We start from the raw sequence: 22307 nt of genomic DNA, 5'->3' as shown, positions 1-22307 counted from the left end.
TCCGCACGGCAAAAAACGGAACCGAAAATTCCATGCTGCATCGCAATATCGAAATGCGTTGACGATTTCCGCACGACCGTACGAAACTAGGGAAAGTCTTTAAATTCCAACAATAAGCAAGTATCCAACCCAGGAGACACGATGTCGGCATTCCCCTTGAGTCCAGTGATGGGCCAGATGATGAATCAGCCCCTGCTGATTTCCAGCATTATCGAGTTTGCAGCGCGTCATTATGGGGGCAGCGAAATCATTTCGCGGCGGGTGGAAGGCGATATGCACCGCTACACCTACCGCGATTGCCACCAGCGCGCGCGCCGGCTGGCGAACGCCTTGCATGGCCTCGGTGTCGGCATGGGCGACCGGGTCGCCACCCTGGCCTGGAATGGCTACCGCCACCTGGAAGCGTACTATGCCGTGTCCGGCTCGGGTGCCGTGCTGCACACGATCAATCCGCGCCTGTTTCCCGACCAGATCGCCTATATCTCGAATCATGCGGAAGACCAGGTCTTGCTGTTTGATTTGACCTTTTTGCCCGTGGTGGAAAAGATCGCCGCCGACTGCACCTTCGTCCGTCACTTCGTGCTGATGTGCGACCGCGAACGCATGCCCGCCACCAGCACGATCCCCGATCTGCTGTGCTATGAAGACTTGATCGCCACGCATTCCGACGACTACACCTGGCCCTTGTTCGACGAGAATTCGGCCGCCACTCTGTGCTACACCTCGGGCACGACGGGCAATCCCAAGGGCGCCCTGTATTCGCACCGCTCGACCGTGCTGCACGCGTACGCGTCGGCCATGCCCAGCGCCCTGAACGTGCGCGCTTCGGACACCGTGCTGCCCGTCGTGCCCATGTTCCACGTGAATGCCTGGGGCTTGCCGTATTCCGTGCCCCTGTCCGGCGCGCGCATGGTGTTTCCCGGCGCGGCACTGGACGGCAAGTCGCTGTACGAACTGTTCGAGGCGGAAAAAGTGACGTTCTCGGCCGGCGTGCCTACAGTCTGGCTGGGCCTGCTCAACCATGCCTTGCAGAATAATCTGCAATTTTCCACCTTCCGCCGCACTGTGATCGGCGGCGCGGCGTGTCCGCCAGCCATGATGGATACCCTGATCGACAAGTTCGACGTGGAAGTCATCCACGCCTGGGGCATGACGGAAATGTCGCCGCTGGGCACGGCGGGCGGCTTGCAGACCAAGCACCTGGACTTGCCGAAGGACGAGCAGCGCAAGATCCTGCAAAAGCAGGGCCATGCGATCTACGGCGTGGACATGAAGATCGTCGACGACGATGGCAAGGAATTGCCGTGGGATGGCGTGGCGTATGGCCATCTGCTGGTGAAAGGCCCGTGGATCATCTCGTCGTATTACAAGAACGAGGGCGGCGACGTGCTGCAGGATGGCTGGTTCCCCACGGGCGACGTGGCCACCATCGACACCGACGGCTACATGCAGATCACGGACCGCAGCAAGGATGTGATCAAGTCGGGCGGCGAGTGGATCGGCACCATCGACCTGGAAAACCTGGCCATGGCGCATCCGGCCGTGCTGCAGGCGGCCTGCATCGGCGTATTCCACCCGAAATGGGACGAGCGCCCCGTGCTTGTCGTGGTGCTGCGCCCCGGCATGACGGTCACGCGCGAAGCGCTGCTGCAATTTTTTGAAGGCAAGATCGCCAAGTGGTGGACGCCGGACGACGTGCTGTTCATCGACGCCTTGCCCATGGGCGCGACGGGCAAGATCCAGAAGAACAAGCTGCGCGAGCAGTTCAATGGGCACCGGCTGCCGGGGATGTAAGCAAGCTAGGCCGCCTGCGGCAGCGCGGCCCCCAGCTTTTCCAGCAGATGGTCGCACTGGAAGACGGACAGGGTCTGGCGCTGCGCGTCCGTGCCGATATCGATCATCTCATCCATTTCGCTGCGCAAGTCCTCATGTTCTCCCGTGCGGATGATTTGCGGCGCCGCAAAGCGCTGGCTGTCGGAGATGGTCATGATGTTGTCGACGTGGTCGACGAGGAAACCGTAGCGCTCGGCGCCCCGTTCCACGATCAATATCTTGCCGGCGCTGGCGTCCGGCAAGGCCGGCATCGTGTACAGCTGGCGCAGGTCGATGATGCTGATCATTTGCTGGCGCAAGTTCAGCATGCCCCGCATGCAGGCCGGCATGCCCGGCGGCGTCGTGATGGCGCCGCTGAAATCAATGATTTCGCGCACTTGCCCGATTTCCACGGCGAAGCGGGTTTCCACCGTAAACGTGATGTAGACACGGCGCTGCGCCTTGTGCGTGGCGGCCGCCGTTTCCGTCTCGGCCGGATACAGGCGCGCATGGCCGTCGCGCATCTCGATAATTTCCGCCTGCGACAGGATGCCCTTGTGGTCGAGGAAAATGATGTCGCCCAGCCCCTCTTTCGTGATGCAGCCGGCGAACATGGCGGCGCGCGCCTTGCTCAGCAGGGGAATCGGCAGCACTTCGTCGCCAAAGAAATGCACGATGCTGTCGACGGAGTCGACGAGGAAGCCCACGGTCGTATCCTCGAGGCGCACGACGATGACGCGTTGGTCCAGCGTGGACGCCGTGCCGGATGCGGGCGCCTGCAGCAGGGCGCCGAAGTCGACGACGGCCACCTGGCTGCCGCGGAAATGCATGCGCCCCAGGCACAGCTCGCTGTTCAGCAGGGAGCTGTGTAGTTCCGGCACGCGGATGATTTCCTGGATGGCCAGCATTTCGAAGGCAAACGTGGCGCCTGCCGCATGGAAGCTGACGCACTGGCGGCGTTCGCTTTGCGCGTGGTAGCGGGCCGTGCTCAGCTTGGCGCCCGTTGCCTGCAGGGCCAGCACATGGGGCACGTTTTCAATGCGCAGCAGGGCGTGCGGGTCGAGCACCTGCAGCAGGCGCGCGCCGCCATCGAGCAGGATCGTGCCGGCGATGACGGCGTGGCTGTCGCCGGCCGCATATTGCAGGGTGCTGCGGGCGCTGGCGGGCACGCGCAGGATTTCTCCCGTATCCTGGAAGACGATGCCGATCAGCACTTGCTGGAAGTCCAGAATGGCGATCTTGTCCGTGGCCACGGCGCGCGGCGCATCGGCGCGGAACAAGCGGCCCAGGTTGACCACCGGGATGACGCTGCCGCGCAAGGTGAACATGCCTTCCAAATACGCGGGCGACAGGGGCAGGGCAGTGACTTTCGCGGGATAGTTCACCACTTCGCGGATGCAGCTGGCGGGCAGGGCGAATTCATCACCGCCCAGGTGGAAGGAGCCGAACAGTTCGGTGGCCGTGTCGCTTGTGCCCTGCGCTTGCAAGCCCGTCGCTTCATGCATATCCATATGCGCCTTCCTTGCGTGGAATCAATTCAGGTTGCGCCACCACATCGGTGACGGCGTAGCTGTGCCGGGCGCAATCGATCAGCAACTGGCGCCCGTGGCGGCCGCCCAGCGCGCAAAAGCTGACGTGCAAGCCGCACTGGTCCAGGTATTTTTGCGCCGCTTCCGCGTTTTGCCTGCCTATCTGCAGCCGCCCGTTGCGCGGACCAAACATGCTGGCGCCGCCCGCCAGCACCACGTCGATATCGGGGTAATCGGCCTGGCGCACGCCCATCAGGCGCAGCAGCGAAGGCACGGCCTGGCTCACATAGCGCGCGCCAAGGGCGCTATCGGCGCCGGGCGCTTCCGGCAACAGACAATGGGCCAGGCCGCAGCATGGGCCATTCTTCCAGATGAAGCCGATGCCGATGCAGGAGCCGAGCAAGGCTTGCAGCTGCTCGCCGTGCGTGCCCACGCTCAGTTGGCCCATGCCGACATGGTGCAGCGGCAGGCGATGATCGATGATGATGCTCATGCGGTACCCGCCTTATAAATCATGGGAAACTCGAATTGGTAGCCGGTGCCGAGTCGGGTGATGGTTTCCGATTCGCCCAGGATCAGCCGGCCTTCATCCTTGAGACTCACGCGCGCCTGGCGCAGCACGGTTTCCTGGTGCTCGGCATCGAAATAGATGAGCACATTGCGCAGGAACACCAGGTCGAACTGCCGCGCCGGGCGCAGCGCTTCGAGCAGGTTATGCTGGGCAAAGCTGACGTGTTGCCGCAATTCCTCGTTGACCTGGACGCCATACGGTGCTGGCGTGAAATATTTGCGCAGCAAGTCCGGGTGCGACAAGCGGATGCGCTCGACGGAGCGCCCGCTGTACTGGCCCGCCCGCGCCGCGCCCAGGATCTGCTGCGAAATGTCGCTGGCCAGGATCTGGTAGCGGAAAGACGGCACTTGCAGCTTGAATTGCTCGCACAGCATGGCGATCGAATACAGTTCCTCGCCGCTGGCCGCCGCCGCCGACCAGATGGCCAGGCAGCCGTCCGGATGCGCGCGCGCCCAGGCGGGCAGGTAGCGGTCGCGGAAGTAATCCCAGACCTGCGGCGTGCGGAAGAACAGAGTGTCGTTGGTGGTCACCAGGTCGATGAAATGGGCCACCTCGTCGCGGTCGCTGGCCACGCGCTCAAGGTAAGCCTGGTAGCTGTGCAGGGACAGCGCCTGCAGCCGTGGCTGCAAACGCCGTTCCAGCAAGACGCTCTTGCGCGCCGTCATGGCGATGCCCGTGTGCTGGCGTACCAGCGCGATCAGGGTCGTCAGCACCTCGGGCGTCAAGGTGGCCGCGTGGCTCATCGCCTACACCACGAAGCCGGAGACAGTCTGGTTCAGGCTGCCTGCGCGCTCGTTCAAGCCATCGGTCGAGCGGGCGATGCTGTCGCAGTTGGCGGCCGACTTTTCCGTTTCCTCGGCAATGTACTGGATGGCCGTGGACACTTCGCGCGCCGTCAGCAGCTGCTCGTTGGCTGCCTTCGAGATGTCGGAAATGGCCAGGGTGGTCTTCGCCACGCCCGAGACGATCTTGTCGAAGGCGTCGCTGGCCTGGCGTGAAATCTCGCTGCCTGTCGACACGCGCTTGACGGATTCGTTGATCAGCTTGGAAATTTCCTTGGTCGCCTGCGACGAGCGCTCGGCCAGCTTGCGCACCTCGTCGGCGACGACGGAAAAGCCCAGGCCGTGCTCGCCCGCGCGCGCCGCCTCGATGGCCGCGTTGAAGGCCAGCATGTTGGTCTGGTTGGCGATCTCGCTGATGACCTTGACGATTTCGCCGATGTCTTCCGAGGAGCGGTTGATCAAGTCCATCGCTTCGATCGACTTGGCGACGGCGCGCGCGCCCGCTTCCGCTTCCTGCTGCGTGGCTTTCGCCAGGGAATCGGCATTCGAAGTGTTTTCCGCGATGGAGTTGATGGAAAACGTCAGGCCGTCGATGGAGGCGTTCATTTCTTCCACCGTGGCGCCCAGCGCCTGCGTGCCCACGGCGACGCCCGTGGCCCGTTCGGCGATGGCGTTCGACGCGTCGGCAAAGCCGTTGGCCGCCGACACCACGTTGCCGATCACGCCGCGCAAGTCGACGATCATCTTGCTGATGCCGCCGGCCAGAAGGTCGATCGGTTCGCTGCCTTCGGGCACGATATTGCAGGTCAGGTCGCCTTGCGCCGCGCGCGCCACCGAGTCGAGCAGGGCATTGACCTTGCGGCTGTCGTTGGCGGCCTTGGCCTGGATGCTGTTTTCCAGGTTCACCTGGTCCGTGATGTCGATGGCGAACTTGACCACTTTATACGGCTTGCCGTTCAGGTCCAGGATGGGGTTGTAGGTGGCCTGTATCCACACCACCTTGCCATGGTTGCCCAGCCGCTTGTAGCGGCCCGCGTCGAATTCTCCGCGGTTGAGCTTTTGCCAGAATTTCTTGTACTCGGTGCTGCTGGCATACTCGGGTTCGCAGAACATGCGGTGGTGCTCGCCCTGGATATCGCTCAAGTCGTAGTCCATGACGGCGAGGAAATTGTCGTTCGCGTCCAGCACATTGCCCTGCATGTCGAATTCGATCACGGCCTGCGCCTTGCCGATGGCGCTGACCTTGCCTTCGTATTCGACATTGCGCTTTTTCAGGGCCGTGATGTCGGTAGCGAACTTGATGACTTTATACGGCTTGCCGTCCGCGTCGAGGATGGGATTGTAGGAAGCATTGATCCACACCTCGCGCCCATCCCTGGCGCGGCGCTTGTATTCGCCCTGGTCGAATTCGCCGCGTCCCAGCTTGGCCCAGAAGTTGCTGTATTCATCCGTTTTGACATACTCGGGGTCGCAGAAGATGGCGTGGTGCTTGCCTTGCACTTCGGCCAGGGTATAGCCGACGACGCGCAGGAAATTGTCATTCGCATGCAGGATGGTGCCGTCAAGCTCGAATTCGATGACGGCCTGGACACGGTTCAATGCAGTATTTATCGCTTGTAAGTCCAGATCCTGCGAGTGGCTGACATGGCTGGCTGCGTCCATAGTATTTCCTTCGGGGTGAGAAGAGGAATGGGAACGATAAGGCTGCTGTTATTATTTTTCCGCTATCGGTTTAAGGCAGGGATTAAGGCGGCGATGTTATTGCATTTCCGGCATCTGGTGATAATCGGTGAGAATGTGCGCGATCAACGGCCGCCAGTGTTCGCCCTACGGTTTGCCTTTAGTAGATAAATTGTAGAGTATTGATTTGAATCAACAATTTTATTATTCCCCAGCGTCTGGCGAAAAACAAGGGGCGGGAATAAATAATGTAAAAACTGTCGTAATTGCCCCATGTCGGCATATAACAAACCCATTCTTTTACATAATAAAACGTTGTTATTATTGTTGTGGTTTTATTATTTAAATGAATATCCAAGTGATAGCTTCTACAAGAGCTTGCCGCTTGCAGCAGAATCTTTCCGCAAACGATGTTGTACCATGGCGTAGCATGCTGGCGCCGGGCGCGCCACGACAAAAATAATACGAGCGTTCTTTTATGCGGTATAGTGAAGCTTCATCCCTTGCAACCACCTCATCGCTGAGCAAAAATCAATAAGGAAGAGACATGAGTGCTGAATATCAAGTAAACGGCGCCGTTGCCGTCATTACCCTGGCCAACCCGCCCGTCAATGGCCTGGGTCTGGCGACGCGCACGGCCGCCGTGGCTGGCATCCGCCAGGCGCTGGCCGACGAGGCCGTCAAAGCCATCGTCATCACGGGCGCCGGCAAGGCCTTTTCGGGCGGCGCCGATATCAAGGAATTCAATTCGCCCAAGGCGCTCACGGAACCGACCCTGCACACCCTGATCAACGTCGTTGAACAATCGACCAAGCCGGTCGTGGCGGCTATCCACAGCGTCTGCATGGGTGGCGGCCTGGAGCTGGCGCTCGGTTGCAACTACCGCGTGGCCGCACCGGGCGCGCAGATGGCCTTGCCGGAAGTCAAACTCGGCATCTTGCCGGGCGCGGGCGGCACGCAGCGCCTGCCGCGAGTGCTAGGCCTGGAAATGGCCCTGAACATGATCGTCTCGGGCACGCCCGCCGCGTCCGAAAAACTGGCCGGCACGGCCCTGTTCGACGAAGTCATCGCGCCTGGCGCCGATTTGCTGGCCGCCGCCGTGGCCTTCGCCACGAAAGTGGCCGACGTGCGTCCGCTGCCGAAAGTGCGCGAGCGCAAGGTCGACTACCCGAACCACGAAGCTTTCTTGCAGTTTTCGCGCAATACCGTCAAAGCCATGTCCGGTCCGTTCCCCGCACCGCTCAAATGCGTCGATGCCGTGGCGGCCGCCGTGACGATGAAATTCGACGACGGCTTGAAGTACGAGCGCGAACTGTTCATGCAGCTGGTGCAGTCGCCCGAGTCGAAAGCCCTGCGCCACGCCTTCTTTGCCGAGCGTGTCGCCAGCAAGGTGCCCGACGTGCCGTCCGACACGCCAGTGCGCGCGATCGCCAGCGCGGCCATTGTCGGCGCCGGCACCATGGGCGGCGGCATCGCCATGAACTTCGCCAACGCGGGCATCCCCGTGATGCTGCTGGAAACCAAACAGGAAGCGCTGGACAAGGGCCTGGCCACGATCCGCAAGAATTACGAGAACACGGTGAAGAAGGGCAAGCTGACGCAAGAGAAGGCCGAGCAGCGCATCGCGCTCGTTTCCGGCACCTTGGCCTATGCGGACATCGCGCAAGCCGATATCGTCATCGAAGCCGTCTTCGAAGAGCTGGGCGTCAAGGAAAGCGTGTTCAAACAGCTCGACGCCGTCATGAAGCCGGGCGCCATCCTCGCCTCGAACACGTCCACTTTGGACCTGGACAAGATCGCCGCGTTCACTAAACGTCCGCAGGACGTGATTGGCACGCATTTCTTCAGCCCGGCGAACGTCATGAAGCTGCTGGAAATCGTCCGTGGCAAGGAAACGGGCAAGGACGTGCTGGCCACGGCGCTGGCACTGTCGAAAAAACTGAAGAAGACAGGTGTCGTCTCGGGCGTATGCGACGGCTTTATCGGCAACCGCATGATCGAGCAATACAGCCGCCAAGCCGGTTTCCTGCTGGAAGAAGGCTGCCTGCCGGAACAGGTCGACAAGGCGGTCGAGAAATTCGGCTTCGCCATGGGACCGTTCCGCATGGGCGACCTGGCCGGCAACGATATCGGCTGGGCCATCCGCAAGCGCCGCTACGTGGAAAAGCCGGACGTCACGTATTCGAAGACGGCCGATTTGCTGTGCGAACTGGGGCGGTTTGGCCAGAAGACGGGCGCCGGCTGGTACGATTACAAGCCGGGCGACCGCAAGGCGTATCCGTCGGAGCAGGTCAACGCCATGATCATCCAGCACTCCGCCGACATCGGCGTGGCGCGGCGCAAGATCAGCGACCAGGAAATCGTCGAACGGCTCGTGTATGCGCTCGTCAATGAAGGCGCGCGCATCCTGGAAGAGGGCATCGCCTTGCGTGCCTCGGACATCGACATGGTGTATTTGACGGGTTACGGCTTCCCGCTGTTCCGCGGCGGCCCGATGTTCTACGCGGACACGGTCGGCTTGCCGAACGTGCTCGACACGATTGCCGGCTATGCCAATGGCCGCCACGGCGAAGCGTGGACGCCGGCGCCGCTGCTGGTGAAGCTGGCGGGCGAGGGCAAGGGTTTCAATAGCTAAACGGCCACGGTGTTGTCGGATTACGCGTGGCTTCGCCACGCTAATCCGACCTACGCGTCGACAAGGGGTTCAATCGCCGCGTAATCCGACACCACTACTTCTTCTTCGCCACCATCTTGACCGCCTCGTTGACGATGACGGGGTTGTCTTTCTGGATGTAATAGCCGGCGCCCGTGATGCGCTCGATGGCTGGCGCGCCGGACAGGCGCTGCCAATCCTTTTCCTGGGCCCGCACCACGTTTTCAAACGAGCCCATTTCCTCGATGCCGAACTTGTCGCGCACCAGCAGCATGGCGGGCACGCGCAGCGGGCTGCTCATGTCGACGTGTTGCAAACACTGCGTCTGGGCATCGAATTCGGCCGATTCCGTACTGTTGAACATGAGTTTACGCCGCGTTTTGACGAGCATGGCGTAAGTGGACGCGTCCGCCTGCAGGCGGTTCCATTGCTGGGGGTGCGTGGGGTCGAGCAGGACGAGGCCGGCCACGTCCTGCGGATACAGCCTGGCATACACATACTGGTACAGCCCGCCCAAGCCATGGCCGACGAGCACATACGGCGGCTTCAGGCCCGCTTGCGTCAGCAGGGCCCGCTGCTGGGCGGCGATGGTGCAGGGATCGCGCGGCGTGGTGGTTTTCTGGCTGTCGCCGTAGCCGGGGCGGTCGTAGACGAGCACGCGGTGCTGCTTGGCCACTTCGGGCACGACCTTGGCCCACACATCCTTGCCGTCGCCCATGGCCGACTGGAAGACCACGGGCAAGCCGTTCTGGCCGCTCAGGGTATAGGCGATGCTGGCGTCGGGCAGGGCCGCGGTGGCGGGAATACCTGGCGTGACTGGCGTGGATGGCAACAGGGAGCAGCCGGAAAAACAGCCAGCCAGCAGCAAGCCGGCGCTGGAGAAGAGCATGGTGCGCGCGGGGCGGCCGACGAATAGATGATGCATGAATCTCCTTCTTTGTTCACGGACCGGTATGGCGTGCCAGCCATTATAGGCAAATCGTCCCGAAGTGGAAATGCCGAACAGAGCCGGATTTCCCGTCCTGTCAGCTGGCGTCGGCGCGATGGCAGACGGCTTCGATGCGGTTGCCGTCCGGATCGAACAAAAAGGCCGCGTAATAACTGGCGTGATAGTGGCGCAGGCCCGGTGCGCCCAGGTCGATGCCGCCGTGCGCCAGCCCCGCCCGCCAGAACGCTTCCACGGCCGCGCGCGAGGAAGCCTTGAAGCAGCAATGGCGGCGCGGCGCGTCGTCGGGCTGCGGGCCCAGTCGCACGGAAAAGTAGCTGCGCTCAGGATGCTGCGCGTCGCTGCGCTCGCCATAGCCTATCCAGGCGTTGGCATGGTCGCTGCCCACCTTGGGCACGTCGAGCGCGGCAAAGACGGCGTCATAGAAGCGCTCGGCGCGTTCCAGGTCGCTGACGGTGAGGGAAACGTGATCGAGCATGGGCACTCCGCGGTAAAGAAGACGGTCATAGCATAGCCCGGATCAGGGCGGCCGTGGGCGGGAGTGACCGAGTGGTACTGCCGGCGGACGACTGCCGGTCAAGCGCTGCTGGCGAGCCGGGCCACGATGTTGCGGCTCATCAGCTGCACGCGGGGCGCGAACAGCATCACGGCGCAGAAGGCCACTGGCCAGGCGGCAAAGAAGGCATGGCGCCAGCGGGGCAGGAAATCGGCCTGCAGGCCGATATTGAGCCAGGTGACCCAGGCGCTCATCAGCAGGGTCATGAGCAGCGACATCAGGAAGGCAAATACGCAGCGCAAACGCAGGGCTTCGGACATGGAGCACTTTCAAAGTGTGAAGATATGGCAGCGTAACAACTTGCAGCAATCTATACTAGAGCCATATTTTTAATTTCAAATTCCGAAAATGCAATCATGCTCGACGAATCATGCTTGATGATTTAGCCCTGTTTGTCTCCATTGTCGAGGCGGGCAGCCTGCATGCGGCGGCCGTCAAGGAAGACTTGCCCGCCGCTACCGTCACGCGCCGGCTGCAAAAGCTGGAAAGCCAGCTCGGCTACCGCTTGCTCAACCGCAGCGCGCGCCGCCTGCAGCCGACGGCGGAAGGCTGGCAATACTATGAGCAATGCCGTCCCTTGGTACACGCCTTGCGGCAGGCGACGCAGCAGCTCGACGCCAGCCTGTCGGCCGTCTCGGGCAGCATCCGCGTGCTGGCGCCCGTCAACTTCGCCAGCGGCTTGCTGACGCCGGCCTGGGTCAGCTTCATGCAGAAGTACCCGGACATCCGCCTGGAACTGGAGCTGTCGAACCTGCTGCAAGACCTGGTGGGCAGCGGCGCCGACCTGGCCATCCGCGTTGGCGCGCTCGACGATTCCTCGCTGATGCAGCGCCGGCTGGGCAGCGCTTCGCTGGTGATGGTGGCCGCGCCAGCCTACCTGGCGCGCGCCGGCGTGCCGCGCGACTTGCAGGAACTGGAAAAGCACGAGCTGATCGTGGCCGAGCCGCTGCGCAGCTGGCGCTTGCGCCGGCCCGGCGACGGCGCCGAAATGGTGATCGAACCGCAGGCGCGCCTGCGCGTCAATGAAATGCGCCTGGCCGTGGAGATGGCCGACGCGGGCATTGGTATCCTGCTGTGTCCGCTTCTGCAATGCCGCGACGAAGTGGCCAGTGGCAGCCTCGTGCGCGTCCTGCCCGACTGGATGCCGCAGCCGCGTCACGTGTACGCCGTGTGGACGCAGCGGCGCTATCTGCCGGCCCGCGTGCGCGTGCTGCTCGAGCACCTGGCGGCGTTCGCCGCTGGAAATCCGCTGTTGAACGAGGATGCCAGCGCCGGTCAGCTCGTTGCGCCGGGAATCCTTTCCATTTAGTAATACCGAGCGCTTGTACTTTCCGCCGGGATCGCGTTAAGATAAAGCTGCTTGCTTATCCAGCGGGCAATCTGGTGTTTTTTGGCGCAATCCCGTTCTTATCCATGAGAGTAGCAATGAAATATCTGATCGTTCCCTTCTTGCTGGCGATGACCGGCTGCGAAGTACTGTATGACGCGAACCGGGACAAGATCGGCGAGTACTGCAATAGCCTCAATAATTTCGACGACCGCAATGCCTGCCGCAAGCGCAACCAGACCAGTTACCAGGAATATGTGCAGCAGCGCGACCAGCTGAAAAAGGGCAAGAGCGACAAATAAGCTTGCCGCCGTATAAAAAAACGCCGCTGACCAGTCAGCGGCGTTTTGCTTTGCGGACCCCGGCCTTGCGGCCGGGGCTTGCGCCGTATCAGTCGTCGGCGTAGATATTGTTGTCCTTCGTTTCCTTGACGAACAGGGTGCCGATCACGACAGTCGCCAGGGCGACGACGATCGGATACCACAGGCCGTAATAGATATCGCCCTTGAAAGCCACCAGCGCGAAGGCTGTGGTCGGCAGCAAGCCGCCGAACCAGCCGTTACCGATATGGTAGGGCAGGGACATCGAGGTGTAACGGATACGCGTCGGGAACATTTCCACCAGCATGGCGGCGATCGGGCCGTACACCATGGTCACGTACAGCACCAGGATGAACAGCAGCAAGACGACCATCGGCTTGTTGATCTGGTCCGGGTCGGCTTTCGCAGGGTAGCCCGCTTCCTTGATGCCGGCGCCCAGTTCTTTCTTCAGCGCCACTTCTTTGGCCTTGCTGTCCGCATCGAAGTTCAGGCCGTCCGGCGTCATGACGGCGTTAAACGACGTGAATTCCTTCGTACCGATGCGTACCTTGGCGATGCTGCCGGCCGGTGCGTCTTCCTTCGTGTAGTTCACCGAGCTGTTCGACAGGAAGCCGGTGGCGATGTCGCACGACGATGGGAATTTCTTCGTGCCCGTCATGTTGAACTGGAAGTGGCAGGAAGCGGGATCGGCCACGACCACCACTGGCGAGTTCTTCAGAGCCGCTTCCAGCTGCGGGTTGGCGAAGTGGGTCAGGCCGTTGAAGATCGGGAAGTAGGTCGCCGCGGCGATCAGGCAGCCGCCGAGGATGATGTACTTGCGGCCGATGCGGTCGGACAGGCTGCCGAAGAACAGGAAGAACGGCGTGGCCAGCAGCAGGGCGATGGCGACGAGCACGTTGGCCGTTGCCAGGTCCACTTTCAGGGTCTGGATCATGAAGAACAGGGCGTAGAACTGGCCCGTGTACCAGACGACTGCCTGGCCGGCGGTCAGGCCGATCAGGGCCAGGATGACGATCTTCAGGTTTTTCCACTGGCCGAACGCTTCCGTCAGCGGGGCTTTCGAGGTCTTGCCCTCGGCCTTCATCTTGGAAAACGCCGGCGATTCATTCATGGCCAGGCGGATCCACACGGAAATACCGAGCAGGATGACGGAGACGAGGAAGGGAATGCGCCAGCCCCACGCTTCGAAATCCTTCTCGCCGGTCGCCAGGCGGGTACCCAGGATGACCATCAGCGACAGGAAGAAGCCCAGGGTGGCCGTCGTTTGTATCCACGCCGTGAACGCGCCGCGCTTGCCTTCAGGCGCGTGCTCGGCCACATAGGTGGCTGCGCCGCCATATTCGCCGCCCAGCGCCAGGCCTTGCAGGATGCGCAGGATGACGAGGATGATCGGTGCGGCGATGCCGATGGACGCATGGCCCGGCAGCAAGCCGACGATGAAGGTGGAGCCGCCCATGATCAGAATGGTGATCAGGAAGGTGTACTTGCGGCCGATCATGTCGCCCAGGCGGCCGAAGACCAGCGCGCCGAATGGACGCACGATGAAGCCGGCGGCGAAGGCCAGCAGCGCGAAGATGAAGGTGGTGGTGGGGTCGCCGATGAAGAATTGCTTGGCGATGATGGAAGCGAGCGAACCGTACAGATAAAAATCGTACCATTCAAAAACGGTGCCGAGCGAGGACGCAAAGATGACCTTGCGTTCCTCGGGCGTAATCGGCGTTCCCTTGGTCGAAGTTTTCCGTACGTCGGCCGAGCCGGATGGTGATGCCATGGTTTGTCTCCCTATGTTTTATAGTGAACTGGTGCCGCGGTCTTTTTGACCATTCTTGCAACAGCTGGAGGCGAGTGTGTTCTCCGAACCTTACGTCATGCTTGCTTGAAACTTACACCAAGCTTACAAATCGAAGTCCGGCAGAACTTTGCGAACGACCGTACTTAAATGTGCTATTCTCATTCCGCAGATACCCCACCCAATAATATGCCCACAAGGAGACACAGCATGAATGAAGCCGTCATCGTATCGACCGCCCGCACGGGCCTGGCCAAGTCCTGGAAGGGCGCGTTCAACATGACGCATGGCGCCACCCTGGGCGGCCACGTGCTGGCGGCCGCCGTCGAGCGCGCGCGCATCGAGGCGGAGGAAGTGGAAGACGTGCTGGTCGGCTGCGCCTTTCCCGAAGGCGCGACGGGCGGCAATATTGCGCGCCAGGTGGCCTTGCGCGGCGGCTGTCCCGTGACGACGGCCGGCATGACCGTCAACCGTTTCTGCTCGTCGGGCTTGCAGGCCATCGCCCTGGCGGCGCAGCGCATCATCGCCGGTGAAGGCGATATCTATGCGGCGGGCGGCGTGGAGTCGATTTCCTGCGTGCAAAACGAAATGAATACGCATATGTACCGCGAAGTCTGGCTACAGCAGCACAAGCCGGAACTGTACTGGCCCATGCTGCAGACGGCCGAAACCGTGGCCAAGCGTTACCAGATTTCGCGCGAGCGCCAGGATGCCTACGGCGCGCAAAGCCAGCAGCGCGCAGCAAGCGCCCAGGCCGCCGGCCTGTTCGACGCGGAAATCGTGCCGATGACCACCATCATGGGCGTGGCCGACAAGGCCAGCGGCATGCTCGTGTCGCGCGAAGTGACGATTGCCGCCGACGAAGGGATCCGTGCCGACACGACCTACGACGGCGTGGCGAAGATCCGCCCCGCCATTCCTGGTGGCGTCATCAGCGCCGGCAATGCCAGCCAGTTTTCCGATGGCGCGTCCATGGCCATCGTCATGAATGCGAAAGTGGCCGAAGCGAAAGGCTTGCAGCCGCTGGGCATCTTCCGCGGCTTTGCCGTGGCCGGTTGCGAACCCGATGAAATGGGCATCGGCCCCGTCTACGCGATTCCGAAACTGCTGAAAAAGGCGGGCTTGACTGTCGCCGACATCGGCCTGTGGGAACTCAACGAAGCGTTTGCCGTGCAAGTGCTGTATTGCGCCGATACCCTGGGCATCCCCATGGACCGCCTGAACGTCAACGGCGGCGCGATTGCCGTCGGCCATCCGTACGGCGTGTCGGGCGCCCGCCTGACGGGCCACGCCTTGATCGAAGGCAAGCGCCGCGGCGTCAAATACGTGGTGGTGACCATGTGCATCGGCGGCGGGCAGGGCGCGGCCGGGCTGTTCGAAGTGCTGTGATGTTTGCGTGAACCCAGTCAGCGGGCGGCTTCCAGAGCCGCCCGTTTGCATTGCGCGCCCGGTTCCTGCAAGGCGCGCCGATAGCGGTTACAGTAATGCTTCATTAATAAACAAGCAGCCTGCCACCATGATCAAGCACATCGTTTTCTGGAAACTCAAAGACCACGCCGAAGGCGCCGACCGCGCCACGAACGCATTGAAACTGAAAGCTCTGCTCGATTCCTGTTCCGGCCTGGTGCCCGGCATCCTGAAATTCGAAGCGGCCGTGGCCCAGCCGGGCCTGGAAGCGACCTACGACATCGTCCTGTACAGCGAATTCGCCAGCCGCGAAGCGCTCGATGCTTACCAGAACCATCCCGAGCACGTGAAAATCAAGCCGTTCTTTGGGGCGGTGCGGGAAGCGCGGCAATGTATGGATTACGAGATTTAGTCGTTACGCAACAGACACCCGGGGTCAGACCCGGCGGGTCTGACCCCAGCCTTCCGCTGATCTTCTCTATCGTCAAGGAGCACCATGACCACCTACCAACGCATCGTCCTCGCCTCGCGCCCCGCCTCCAATGAGGAAGTCCAGCCGGCACATTTTCGCCTGGAAACGAAAGAGATTCCCGCCATCACGGATGGCCAGTTGCTGGTGCGTAACCAGTACCTGTCGCTCGACCCTTATATGCGCGGGCGCATGAGTGCCAATAAAAGCTATGCGGCACCGCAGGCGCTCGATGAAACGATGATCGGCGGCACGGTGGGCGTCGTGCTTGAGTCGAAGCATCCGAAGTTCGTCGTGGGCGACATGGTCGTGGGTACCCTGGGCTGGACGGAAGTGGCTGTATCGGACGGCACGATGCTGCGCAAGGTCGACACGACACACATTCCTGCTTCGGCTTACCTCGGTTCCGTCGGCATGCCGGGCATGACGGCCTGGTATGGCTTGAACCAGATCATGGCGCCGAAGGCGGGCGAAACGGTGGTCGTGTCGGCCGCCAGCGGCGCCGTGGGCAGCGTCGTGGGCCAGCTGGCGAAATTGAAAGGTTGCCGTGTCGTCGGCATCGCGGGCGGGGCGGAGAAATGCCGCTATGTTGTCGAGGAACTGGGTTTCGATGCCTGCGTCGACTACAAGGCGGGCAATCTGGAGGCCGATTTGGCGGCGGCGACGCCCGACGGCATCGACGCCATCTTTGAAAACGTGGGCGGCGCGATCTTCGATGCGGCGCTGGCGCGTACCAATGCGTTTGGCCGCGTGGCCGTGTGCGGCTGGATCGCCGGCTACAACGGCGAACCGACGCCGCTCGACAATGCGCGCCTGATCCTCACCAACCGCCTGACCGTGCGCGGCTTCATCGTCTCGGAGCAGCCGGAATTCTGGCCGCAGGGACTGGCGGAACTGGGCAGCCTGGTGGCGACGGGCAAGCTGAAATTCCGCGAATCCGTGGCCGATGGCCTGGCCAGCGCGCCGGAAGCGTTCATCGGCCTCTTAAAAGGGCGCAACTTCGGCAAGCAGCTGGTGAAGTTGTAAGCGGGCTGTTTTGAAATGACCGAGCGCGCCGCCAGTTCCTTGCCCGGCTGCGCCCGGTAGCACAGCAATGCTTTCAATAGATCGGCAGCGTGAAATCCTCGTCGATCCTGCGCGCCCTGGTCTTGGCGTTCGCTTGCAACAGCGACTGGATCAGGGCGCTGCCGACGCACCGTTGCAGCAGATGCGCGATGGCTATGCCGAACCGCGTCCGCACGTGCATGAGCCGGATGAGACGAGGGCTGAGCTCCTGCTGTGTACGCTCGGCATACGGGCGAAGGATGCGTTCGTATGCCTCGAAAGCCTCGGTGTGGGTCGCGCACCTCTTGATTTCCCCTGCCAGCACGTAGGCTCCCACCAGCGCCAGCGCCGTGCCCTTGCCCGTGAATGGCGTCGGGCAGTGCGCCGCATCGCCCAGCAAGACCAGCCGGCCTTTTGACCAGGTCGATGCTTGCACCTGGCTCATCGGTCCGAAGTAGAAGTCCTGGACGGTATCCAGCTCGGCGATGATACGATCGGCCACCTTGCCCCGGCCTGCCAGCGCCGTGCGCAGCATCTCGCGTGGCGATGGCGCCGTCGGACTCCGCACACCAGGCTCAGCGGCTGGAAAGGTCATCAGCACGGTAGTGTCCGTCAAGCCACCTGGCCTGAGGTTGATCATCGTACCGCCTATGCCGTTGACGGAGCAGGCCCAGAAGTCGTCTTCCGGCCGCCGGGGAATGTTGAAAAACGCCATGTAGGCGCCGAGGTAACGCATGCGCGTTTCAGCGGCCAGCGCCAGGTCTCTGGTCGGCGAGCTCACGCCGTCGGCGCAGATCACCAGCGCGAAGTCCTCTGCCGTGCCATTGGCAAAGGTTGCCCGCACACCATTTTCAATCTCTTCAACGCCGCTGACGGACGTGCCAAAACGGTATTCGCAAGTGCCGCGGGTCGCATCGAACAAGATACGGGCGAAATCGCCGCGCAGGATTTCGAAATCGCAGGTCAGTCCACCGATACTACCTTTGGGAAAAACAGCCACCACCTTGCCGGCCGCGTCGAGCCACTTCTGTCCGCATTCCAGCGTGTCGCGTGCCTCGACCTGTTCCGTCAAACCCATGCGCTTGATGACCTGCTGCGCGGCGTCCTTCACATCGACGTTCTGCCCGCCGACCCTGAGCGCGCCGGCCTTTTCGACGAGCACCACGGAGTAGCCGTACCTGGTCAGCCACCAGGCACACGCAGGGCCGGCGATGCCGCCGCCGCAGATCAGGATTTTCTTCGTTTGTTCCATATGACAGCTTTCGTGGTTGTGATGTCAGCGCCCATCTTAGGCGCGCCACGTGTTGGTCACAATGAGCCAACAGGCCATGTTATATTGAATTCTTGCCACTGATTCTGACCCTTGAAAGGTGCCCGATGCCTGTTTTCAGCGACGACTCGTCCAGCGACTGGGAAGATCCCGACTGCGTGCCAAGGCCTGTTGTCACGCTTGGCGCCGTTGGCCGCGAGATGGATAGCCGCAAGGAGAGGGATTTTCATCAGCATCGAAAAGGCCAATTCCTGCTCTGGATGCGCGGTGTGCTCACCTGCGAGGTGGACGGCGGCTTCTGGCTGGTGCCGCCTGGAAGCGCCATTTGGGTCCCCGGCGGCACACAACATCGAATGGATGGGGCCGGCACGGTCGATTGTTATGTCGTGTATGTCGACCCTGCGGTGGACGACGCCTTGCCGCGGGAATGCTGCACCTTGTCGACCACGCCGCTGCTGCGTGAATTGGTGATCCGTTCAGCGGCATTGCCGATGCGCTATGAAGAGGGCGGCATGGCGTCACGACTGATGACACTGCTTCTCGACGAAATGGCGCTGGCGCAGCCCGGCCAGGTTCATCTTCCCCTGACGACAGACAAGCGGCTACGCAAACTGGTAGAGTGGATCATGGCGCGTCCGTCCGATCCCGGCAACATCGAATCGTGGGCGCAGCGGATGGGCATCAGTGCGCGCACGCTGTCACGCCTCGTGGCCCGGGAAAGCGGCATGAGTTTCGGACGCTGGCGCAGGCAACTGCATATCCTGCTCGCCTTGCAATGGATGGCCAGGGGCGCCACGGTCCAGCATGTCGCAGAGGGCCTGGGCTACGAGAACGCGAGCAATTTTGTCGTCATGTTTCGCAAGGTACTCGGTGAAACACCTGGACGTTACCTGAAATCGAACGCTTGAGCCGCACCGGCTGCCAAGGTGTGGCAGGCCGTGCGACAATGGCGGCCTGTTTCTTATTACCGTACACCCATGACCAAGCACACCATCCGCCTCGGCGACTGGGCCACCCTGGGCCCTGACGCTACCGCCATCCGTTTTGAAGTCTTCGTCGATGAACAGAAAGTGCCGGCCGAGATCGAACTCGACGACATGGATGCCGTCTGCCTGCATGCCGTTGCCTATGACGACTTTGGTGCCGCCATCGGCACGGGCCGGCTATTGCCAGACGGCCACATCGGCCGCATGGCCGTGCGCCAGCCGGGCCGCGGCACGGGCGTGGGCGGTGCCATTTTGACTTTGCTGATGCAGAAGGCTCGCGAACGCGGCGATGCGGCGGTGGTCTTGAACGCGCAAACCGTGGCCGCGCCATTCTATGCGCGCCACGGTTTCGTGCAGCAGGGGGAACAGTTTGAAGAGGCGGGGATTGCGCATGTGGAGATGCGCTTGCAGTTTTAAGTGCTGGGGTCAGACCCCCGATAACGTTGGCGCAGAGCTTTGCGTTAGCGGTGTTGAGGGTCTGACCCCGGATTTTAATTTTGCGCGTGCGACTGGCGCCATTTGTCAAGGATCACCGCCAGCACGATCACGACACCTTTGGCCACATACTGCCAGAACGACGACAGTCCCAAAATCGTCAAGCCATTGTTCATCACGCCGATGATCAGGGCGCCGATGACGGTGCCCCAGACGGAGCCCACGCCGCCCATCAGGCTGGTGCCGCCGAGCACGACGGCCGCGATGGCGTCAAGCTCATAGCCCGTGCCCCAGTTGCCGTTGGCCGCATACAGACGGCTGGCCGACATGGCGCCGCCCAGGCCGGCGAACAGGCCGCTGATCGTGTAGACAAACATCAGGACGAGGCCAACCTTGATGCCGGTCAAACGTGCCGCCTGGATATTTCCGCCGACAGCGTAGATATGCAGGCCCAGTGTCGTTTTGCGCAGGATGAACCAGGTCAGCAGCACCACGGCCGCGGCCAGCCAGATCAGCCAGGGCACGGCCAGGAAGCTGCCGTTGCCCATCCATTCAAAGCTAGGGATTTCCGTGTTCAGCACGCTGGTGCCGTCGGCCAGCAGGTAGGCGGCGCCGCGCAGGGCCGTCATGGTGCCCAAAGTCACCACGAAGGGGTTCAGGCCGACGAGAGCGACCAGCACGCCGTTCAGCGCGCCCAGCAGCAGGCCGACGATGAGGAAGGTGGGAATCGAAAAGCCGGCGAACTGGGCCGACAGCGACATCAGCATGCCCGCCACGGCCGAGACGGCCAGCACGGAACCGACGGACAGATCGATGCCACTGGTCAGAATGACGAAAGTCATGCCGGATGCCAGCACGATGTTGATCGACACCTGGCGGAAGATGTTCATGGTGTTATTGCTGGTCATGAACGTCGACGTGCCGTCGGCCGAGAAATACACGGTCAGGCCATACATGGCCAGGTACAGCACCACCAGCACGGGCAGCATGCCCAGGCGGCGCATCAGGTTTGAGGCATTGAAGGGTTCGCCGGCGCGCGCAGCGCCGCTGGTGGTACTCGTTGTCATGGTTTATCTCCTGAATGATTATGCTAATACTATTCTTGGAACGCCTAACAAAACCGTAGCGAGCGGAAGCGAGTTGTGGTTGAGAAGCGGAACTGTGCGAATGCACAGTGAGCATCGGAAACCGCGACCCGCGACGCGCAGTAGGTTTTGTTGTGCGTTCTTATGCCGCTTCCAGATGGGTGGCATAAGCAAGGATGTTTTCCTGCGTGATATCGTCGCCCGTCACTTCGCCCGTCATGCGTCCTTCGCACATCACCATCACGCGGTCGCAGATGCCGACCAGCTCGGCCAGTTCGCTGGAAATGCACAGCACGGCCGTGCCCGCGTCCGCCAGCTGGTGGATGATCTTGTAGATTTCGCTCTTCGCGCCCACGTCCACGCCCCGCGTCGGTTCGTCGAGGATCAGCACTTTCGGTGCGATGGCCAGCCAGCGCGCCAGCAAGACTTTCTGCTGGTTGCCGCCGGACAGGCCGCCGACGATGCCGTCCGGTCCCGACACTTTCACGTTGAGGTTGGCTATCGCCTCGCGCGTGAGCTGGGTCAGGGCGCCACGGTTGACGACGCCCGCCGTCGCATGCTTGGACAGGATATTCATCGACATGTTTTCCATGGCCGACAATTGCATGAACAGGCCCAGGCTCTTGCGGTCTTCGGGCAGGTAGCCGATGCCGTGGCGGATGGCTGCCAGCGGCCGGTGGATGTGCACTTCCTGGCCGTCGAGCCACACTTGCCCCGTTTGCTTCTTGTCGGCGCCAAAGATCAGGCGCGCCAGTTCCGTGCGGCCCGCGCCGACGAGGCCGGCAAGACCCGTCACTTCGCCCGCATGCAGGGTGAACGAGGCAGGCTTGACCTTGCCTCCGCCCACGTTTTCCACGCGCAAGCGTTCGGCGCCGCGCGTGGTGCGCCGCTGGTGCGAATAAAAGTCGTCGGCGGGGCGGCCCACCATCATTTGCACGACTTTCTTTTGATCGAGTTCATCCTTGCCCAGCTCGCCCACATAGGCGCCGTCGCGCAGCACCGTGATGCGGCGCGCCAGGCGCTCCACCTCGGCCATGCGGTGGCTGATGTACAGCACGGCCAGGCCCTTGTCGCGCTGCTCTTCGATGATGCGGAATAATTGTTCTGTTTCCCGGTCGGACAGGGCGGCAGTGGGCTCGTCCATGATCAGGATGCGGCTTTCGTGCACGAGGGCGCGGGCGATCTCCACCTGCTGCTGCTCGGCGATCGACAGCGTCGAGACCATGGTGTCGGCATCGAAACGGGAGCCGAGGTCGGCCAGGATGGCGTTCGTGCGCGCGCGCATTTCGCCGGCCTTGACGGTAAAGAATGGTCCTTTCGGCTCGCTGCCCATGAAGACGTTCTGCGCCACCGTCATGTTCTTGGCCACGCTCAGTTCCTGGTAGATCAGGTTGATGCCCAGCGCGCGTGCCTCGCCCGGGTTGCGGATGCGGATCGGTTTACCGTCGAGTATGATCTCGCCCGCGTCCGGCGTGTACACGCCTGAGAGGATTTTCATCAGGGTGCTTTTGCCAGCGCCATTTTCGCCCATCACGGCATGGATTTCGCCGCTGCGCACCGTCAGGTGCACGCCGCGTAGCGCGCGCGTGGCGCCAAAGCGCTTCTCGATGCCGCGCATTTCAAAAATAATATTGTCGCTCATGACT

General features: G+C 62.1%; 20 protein-coding genes. 9 read left to right on the top strand and 11 right to left on the bottom strand.

Annotation, left to right across the window (positions count from 1 at the left end; translation table 11 throughout):
- Positions 1-141: 141 nt before the first annotated feature.
- Positions 142-1794: a 3-(methylthio)propionyl-CoA ligase gene (locus tag JAB6_RS09380; RefSeq protein ID WP_070302509.1), complete on the top strand. Its 1653-nt coding sequence runs from the start codon at positions 142-144 to the stop codon at positions 1792-1794.
- Between the two features lie 5 nt (positions 1795-1799).
- Here JAB6_RS09380 and JAB6_RS09375 read toward each other — a convergent pair whose 3' ends face one another.
- The 4 genes from JAB6_RS09375 to JAB6_RS09360 are packed head-to-tail and all read right to left on the bottom strand — an operon-like array spanning position 1800 to position 6356.
- Positions 1800-3323, bottom strand: a complete 1524-nt coding sequence (locus tag JAB6_RS09375) for a chemotaxis protein CheW (RefSeq protein ID WP_254671530.1) — start codon at positions 3321-3323, stop codon at positions 1800-1802.
- Complete coding sequence (locus JAB6_RS09370) at positions 3310-3834, bottom strand: chemotaxis protein CheD (RefSeq protein WP_051991744.1); 525 nt, start codon at positions 3832-3834, stop codon at positions 3310-3312. The genes JAB6_RS09375 and JAB6_RS09370 overlap by 14 nt, the downstream gene beginning before the upstream one ends.
- The gene (locus JAB6_RS09365; RefSeq protein ID WP_070302507.1) at positions 3831-4655 is read right to left on the bottom strand and encodes a protein-glutamate O-methyltransferase CheR; all 825 of its coding nucleotides are present in this window, start codon (positions 4653-4655) and stop codon (positions 3831-3833) included. Before JAB6_RS09365 ends, JAB6_RS09370 begins: the two co-directional genes overlap by 4 nt.
- A gap of 3 nt (positions 4656-4658) precedes the next feature.
- Positions 4659-6356 (bottom strand): PAS domain-containing methyl-accepting chemotaxis protein, encoded by a 1698-nt coding sequence (locus JAB6_RS09360; protein WP_034756094.1) that lies wholly within the window; start codon positions 6354-6356, stop codon positions 4659-4661.
- Positions 6357-6921: 565 nt separating this feature from the next.
- Between JAB6_RS09360 and JAB6_RS09355 the strand changes: the two genes are divergently transcribed.
- Positions 6922-9009: a 3-hydroxyacyl-CoA dehydrogenase NAD-binding domain-containing protein gene (locus tag JAB6_RS09355; protein WP_070302502.1), complete on the top strand. Its 2088-nt coding sequence runs from the start codon at positions 6922-6924 to the stop codon at positions 9007-9009.
- Between the two features lie 94 nt (positions 9010-9103).
- Here JAB6_RS09355 and JAB6_RS09350 read toward each other — a convergent pair whose 3' ends face one another.
- From JAB6_RS09350 to JAB6_RS09340, 3 genes are all read right to left on the bottom strand, one after another.
- Positions 9104-9952 (bottom strand): alpha/beta fold hydrolase, encoded by an 849-nt coding sequence (locus JAB6_RS09350; RefSeq protein ID WP_070302500.1) that lies wholly within the window; start codon positions 9950-9952, stop codon positions 9104-9106.
- A gap of 100 nt (positions 9953-10052) precedes the next feature.
- Complete coding sequence (locus tag JAB6_RS09345; RefSeq protein ID WP_070302499.1) at positions 10053-10451, bottom strand: VOC family protein; 399 nt, start codon at positions 10449-10451, stop codon at positions 10053-10055.
- 98 nt (positions 10452-10549) lie between these two features.
- Positions 10550-10789: a DUF2798 domain-containing protein gene (locus JAB6_RS09340; RefSeq protein WP_070302497.1), complete on the bottom strand. Its 240-nt coding sequence runs from the start codon at positions 10787-10789 to the stop codon at positions 10550-10552.
- 110 nt (positions 10790-10899) lie between these two features.
- On the opposite strand from JAB6_RS09340, the gene JAB6_RS09335 reads away from it, so the two are divergent.
- On the top strand, positions 10900-11838 hold the full coding sequence (locus JAB6_RS09335; protein ID WP_070302496.1) for a LysR family transcriptional regulator: 939 nt from the start codon (positions 10900-10902) through the stop codon (positions 11836-11838).
- A gap of 116 nt (positions 11839-11954) precedes the next feature.
- Positions 11955-12158 carry a hypothetical protein gene (locus JAB6_RS09330; RefSeq protein ID WP_070302494.1) on the top strand — a complete coding sequence of 68 codons (204 nt, stop codon included), beginning with the start codon at positions 11955-11957 and terminating at the stop codon, positions 12156-12158.
- An 88-nt stretch (positions 12159-12246) separates the two neighbouring features.
- On the opposite strand, the gene JAB6_RS09325 is transcribed toward JAB6_RS09330, so the two are convergent.
- Entirely contained in the window at positions 12247-13947 is a 1701-nt protein-coding gene (locus tag JAB6_RS09325; protein ID WP_070302492.1) for an MFS transporter, read from the bottom strand.
- A gap of 228 nt (positions 13948-14175) precedes the next feature.
- Here JAB6_RS09325 and JAB6_RS09320 point away from each other — a divergent pair, with 228 nt between their 5' ends.
- The 3 genes from JAB6_RS09320 to JAB6_RS09310 all read left to right on the top strand — a co-directional run bounded on the left by JAB6_RS09320 (position 14176) and on the right by JAB6_RS09310 (position 16867).
- Positions 14176-15354 carry an acetyl-CoA C-acyltransferase gene (locus JAB6_RS09320; RefSeq protein ID WP_070302490.1) on the top strand — a complete coding sequence of 393 codons (1179 nt, stop codon included), beginning with the start codon at positions 14176-14178 and terminating at the stop codon, positions 15352-15354.
- A 127-nt stretch (positions 15355-15481) separates the two neighbouring features.
- Positions 15482-15784, top strand: a complete 303-nt coding sequence (locus tag JAB6_RS09315; RefSeq protein WP_070302488.1) for a Dabb family protein — start codon at positions 15482-15484, stop codon at positions 15782-15784.
- 84 nt (positions 15785-15868) lie between these two features.
- Positions 15869-16867: an NADP-dependent oxidoreductase gene (locus JAB6_RS09310; RefSeq protein WP_070302487.1), complete on the top strand. Its 999-nt coding sequence runs from the start codon at positions 15869-15871 to the stop codon at positions 16865-16867.
- Positions 16868-16940: 73 nt separating this feature from the next.
- On the opposite strand, the gene JAB6_RS09305 is transcribed toward JAB6_RS09310, so the two are convergent.
- Positions 16941-18137 (bottom strand): FAD-dependent monooxygenase, encoded by a 1197-nt coding sequence (locus JAB6_RS09305; protein WP_070302485.1) that lies wholly within the window; start codon positions 18135-18137, stop codon positions 16941-16943.
- A 125-nt stretch (positions 18138-18262) separates the two neighbouring features.
- Here JAB6_RS09305 and JAB6_RS09300 point away from each other — a divergent pair, with 125 nt between their 5' ends.
- Positions 18263-19063, top strand: a complete 801-nt coding sequence (locus JAB6_RS09300; protein WP_070302483.1) for a helix-turn-helix domain-containing protein — start codon at positions 18263-18265, stop codon at positions 19061-19063.
- 69 nt (positions 19064-19132) lie between these two features.
- Positions 19133-19558, top strand: coding sequence for a GNAT family N-acetyltransferase (locus JAB6_RS09295; protein WP_070302481.1), 426 nt, complete (start codon positions 19133-19135; stop codon positions 19556-19558).
- 74 nt (positions 19559-19632) lie between these two features.
- On the opposite strand, the gene JAB6_RS09290 is transcribed toward JAB6_RS09295, so the two are convergent.
- Together JAB6_RS09290 and JAB6_RS09285 are read right to left on the bottom strand one after the other, a co-directional pair.
- Positions 19633-20643, bottom strand: a complete 1011-nt coding sequence (locus JAB6_RS09290; RefSeq protein WP_034756126.1) for a hypothetical protein — start codon at positions 20641-20643, stop codon at positions 19633-19635.
- Between the two features lie 160 nt (positions 20644-20803).
- Complete coding sequence (locus JAB6_RS09285; RefSeq protein WP_070302480.1) at positions 20804-22303, bottom strand: sugar ABC transporter ATP-binding protein; 1500 nt, start codon at positions 22301-22303, stop codon at positions 20804-20806.
- Between the last annotated feature and the right edge of the window lie 4 nt (positions 22304-22307).

Origin of the sequence: Janthinobacterium sp. HH104 (genome assembly GCF_001758715.1) — a bacterium.
GTDB classification, from domain to species: domain Bacteria; phylum Pseudomonadota; class Gammaproteobacteria; order Burkholderiales; family Burkholderiaceae_D; genus Janthinobacterium; species Janthinobacterium aestuarii.
The sequence above is the reverse complement of the archived record's forward strand: the minus strand, read 5'-3'. Positions and strand labels throughout refer to the sequence as shown.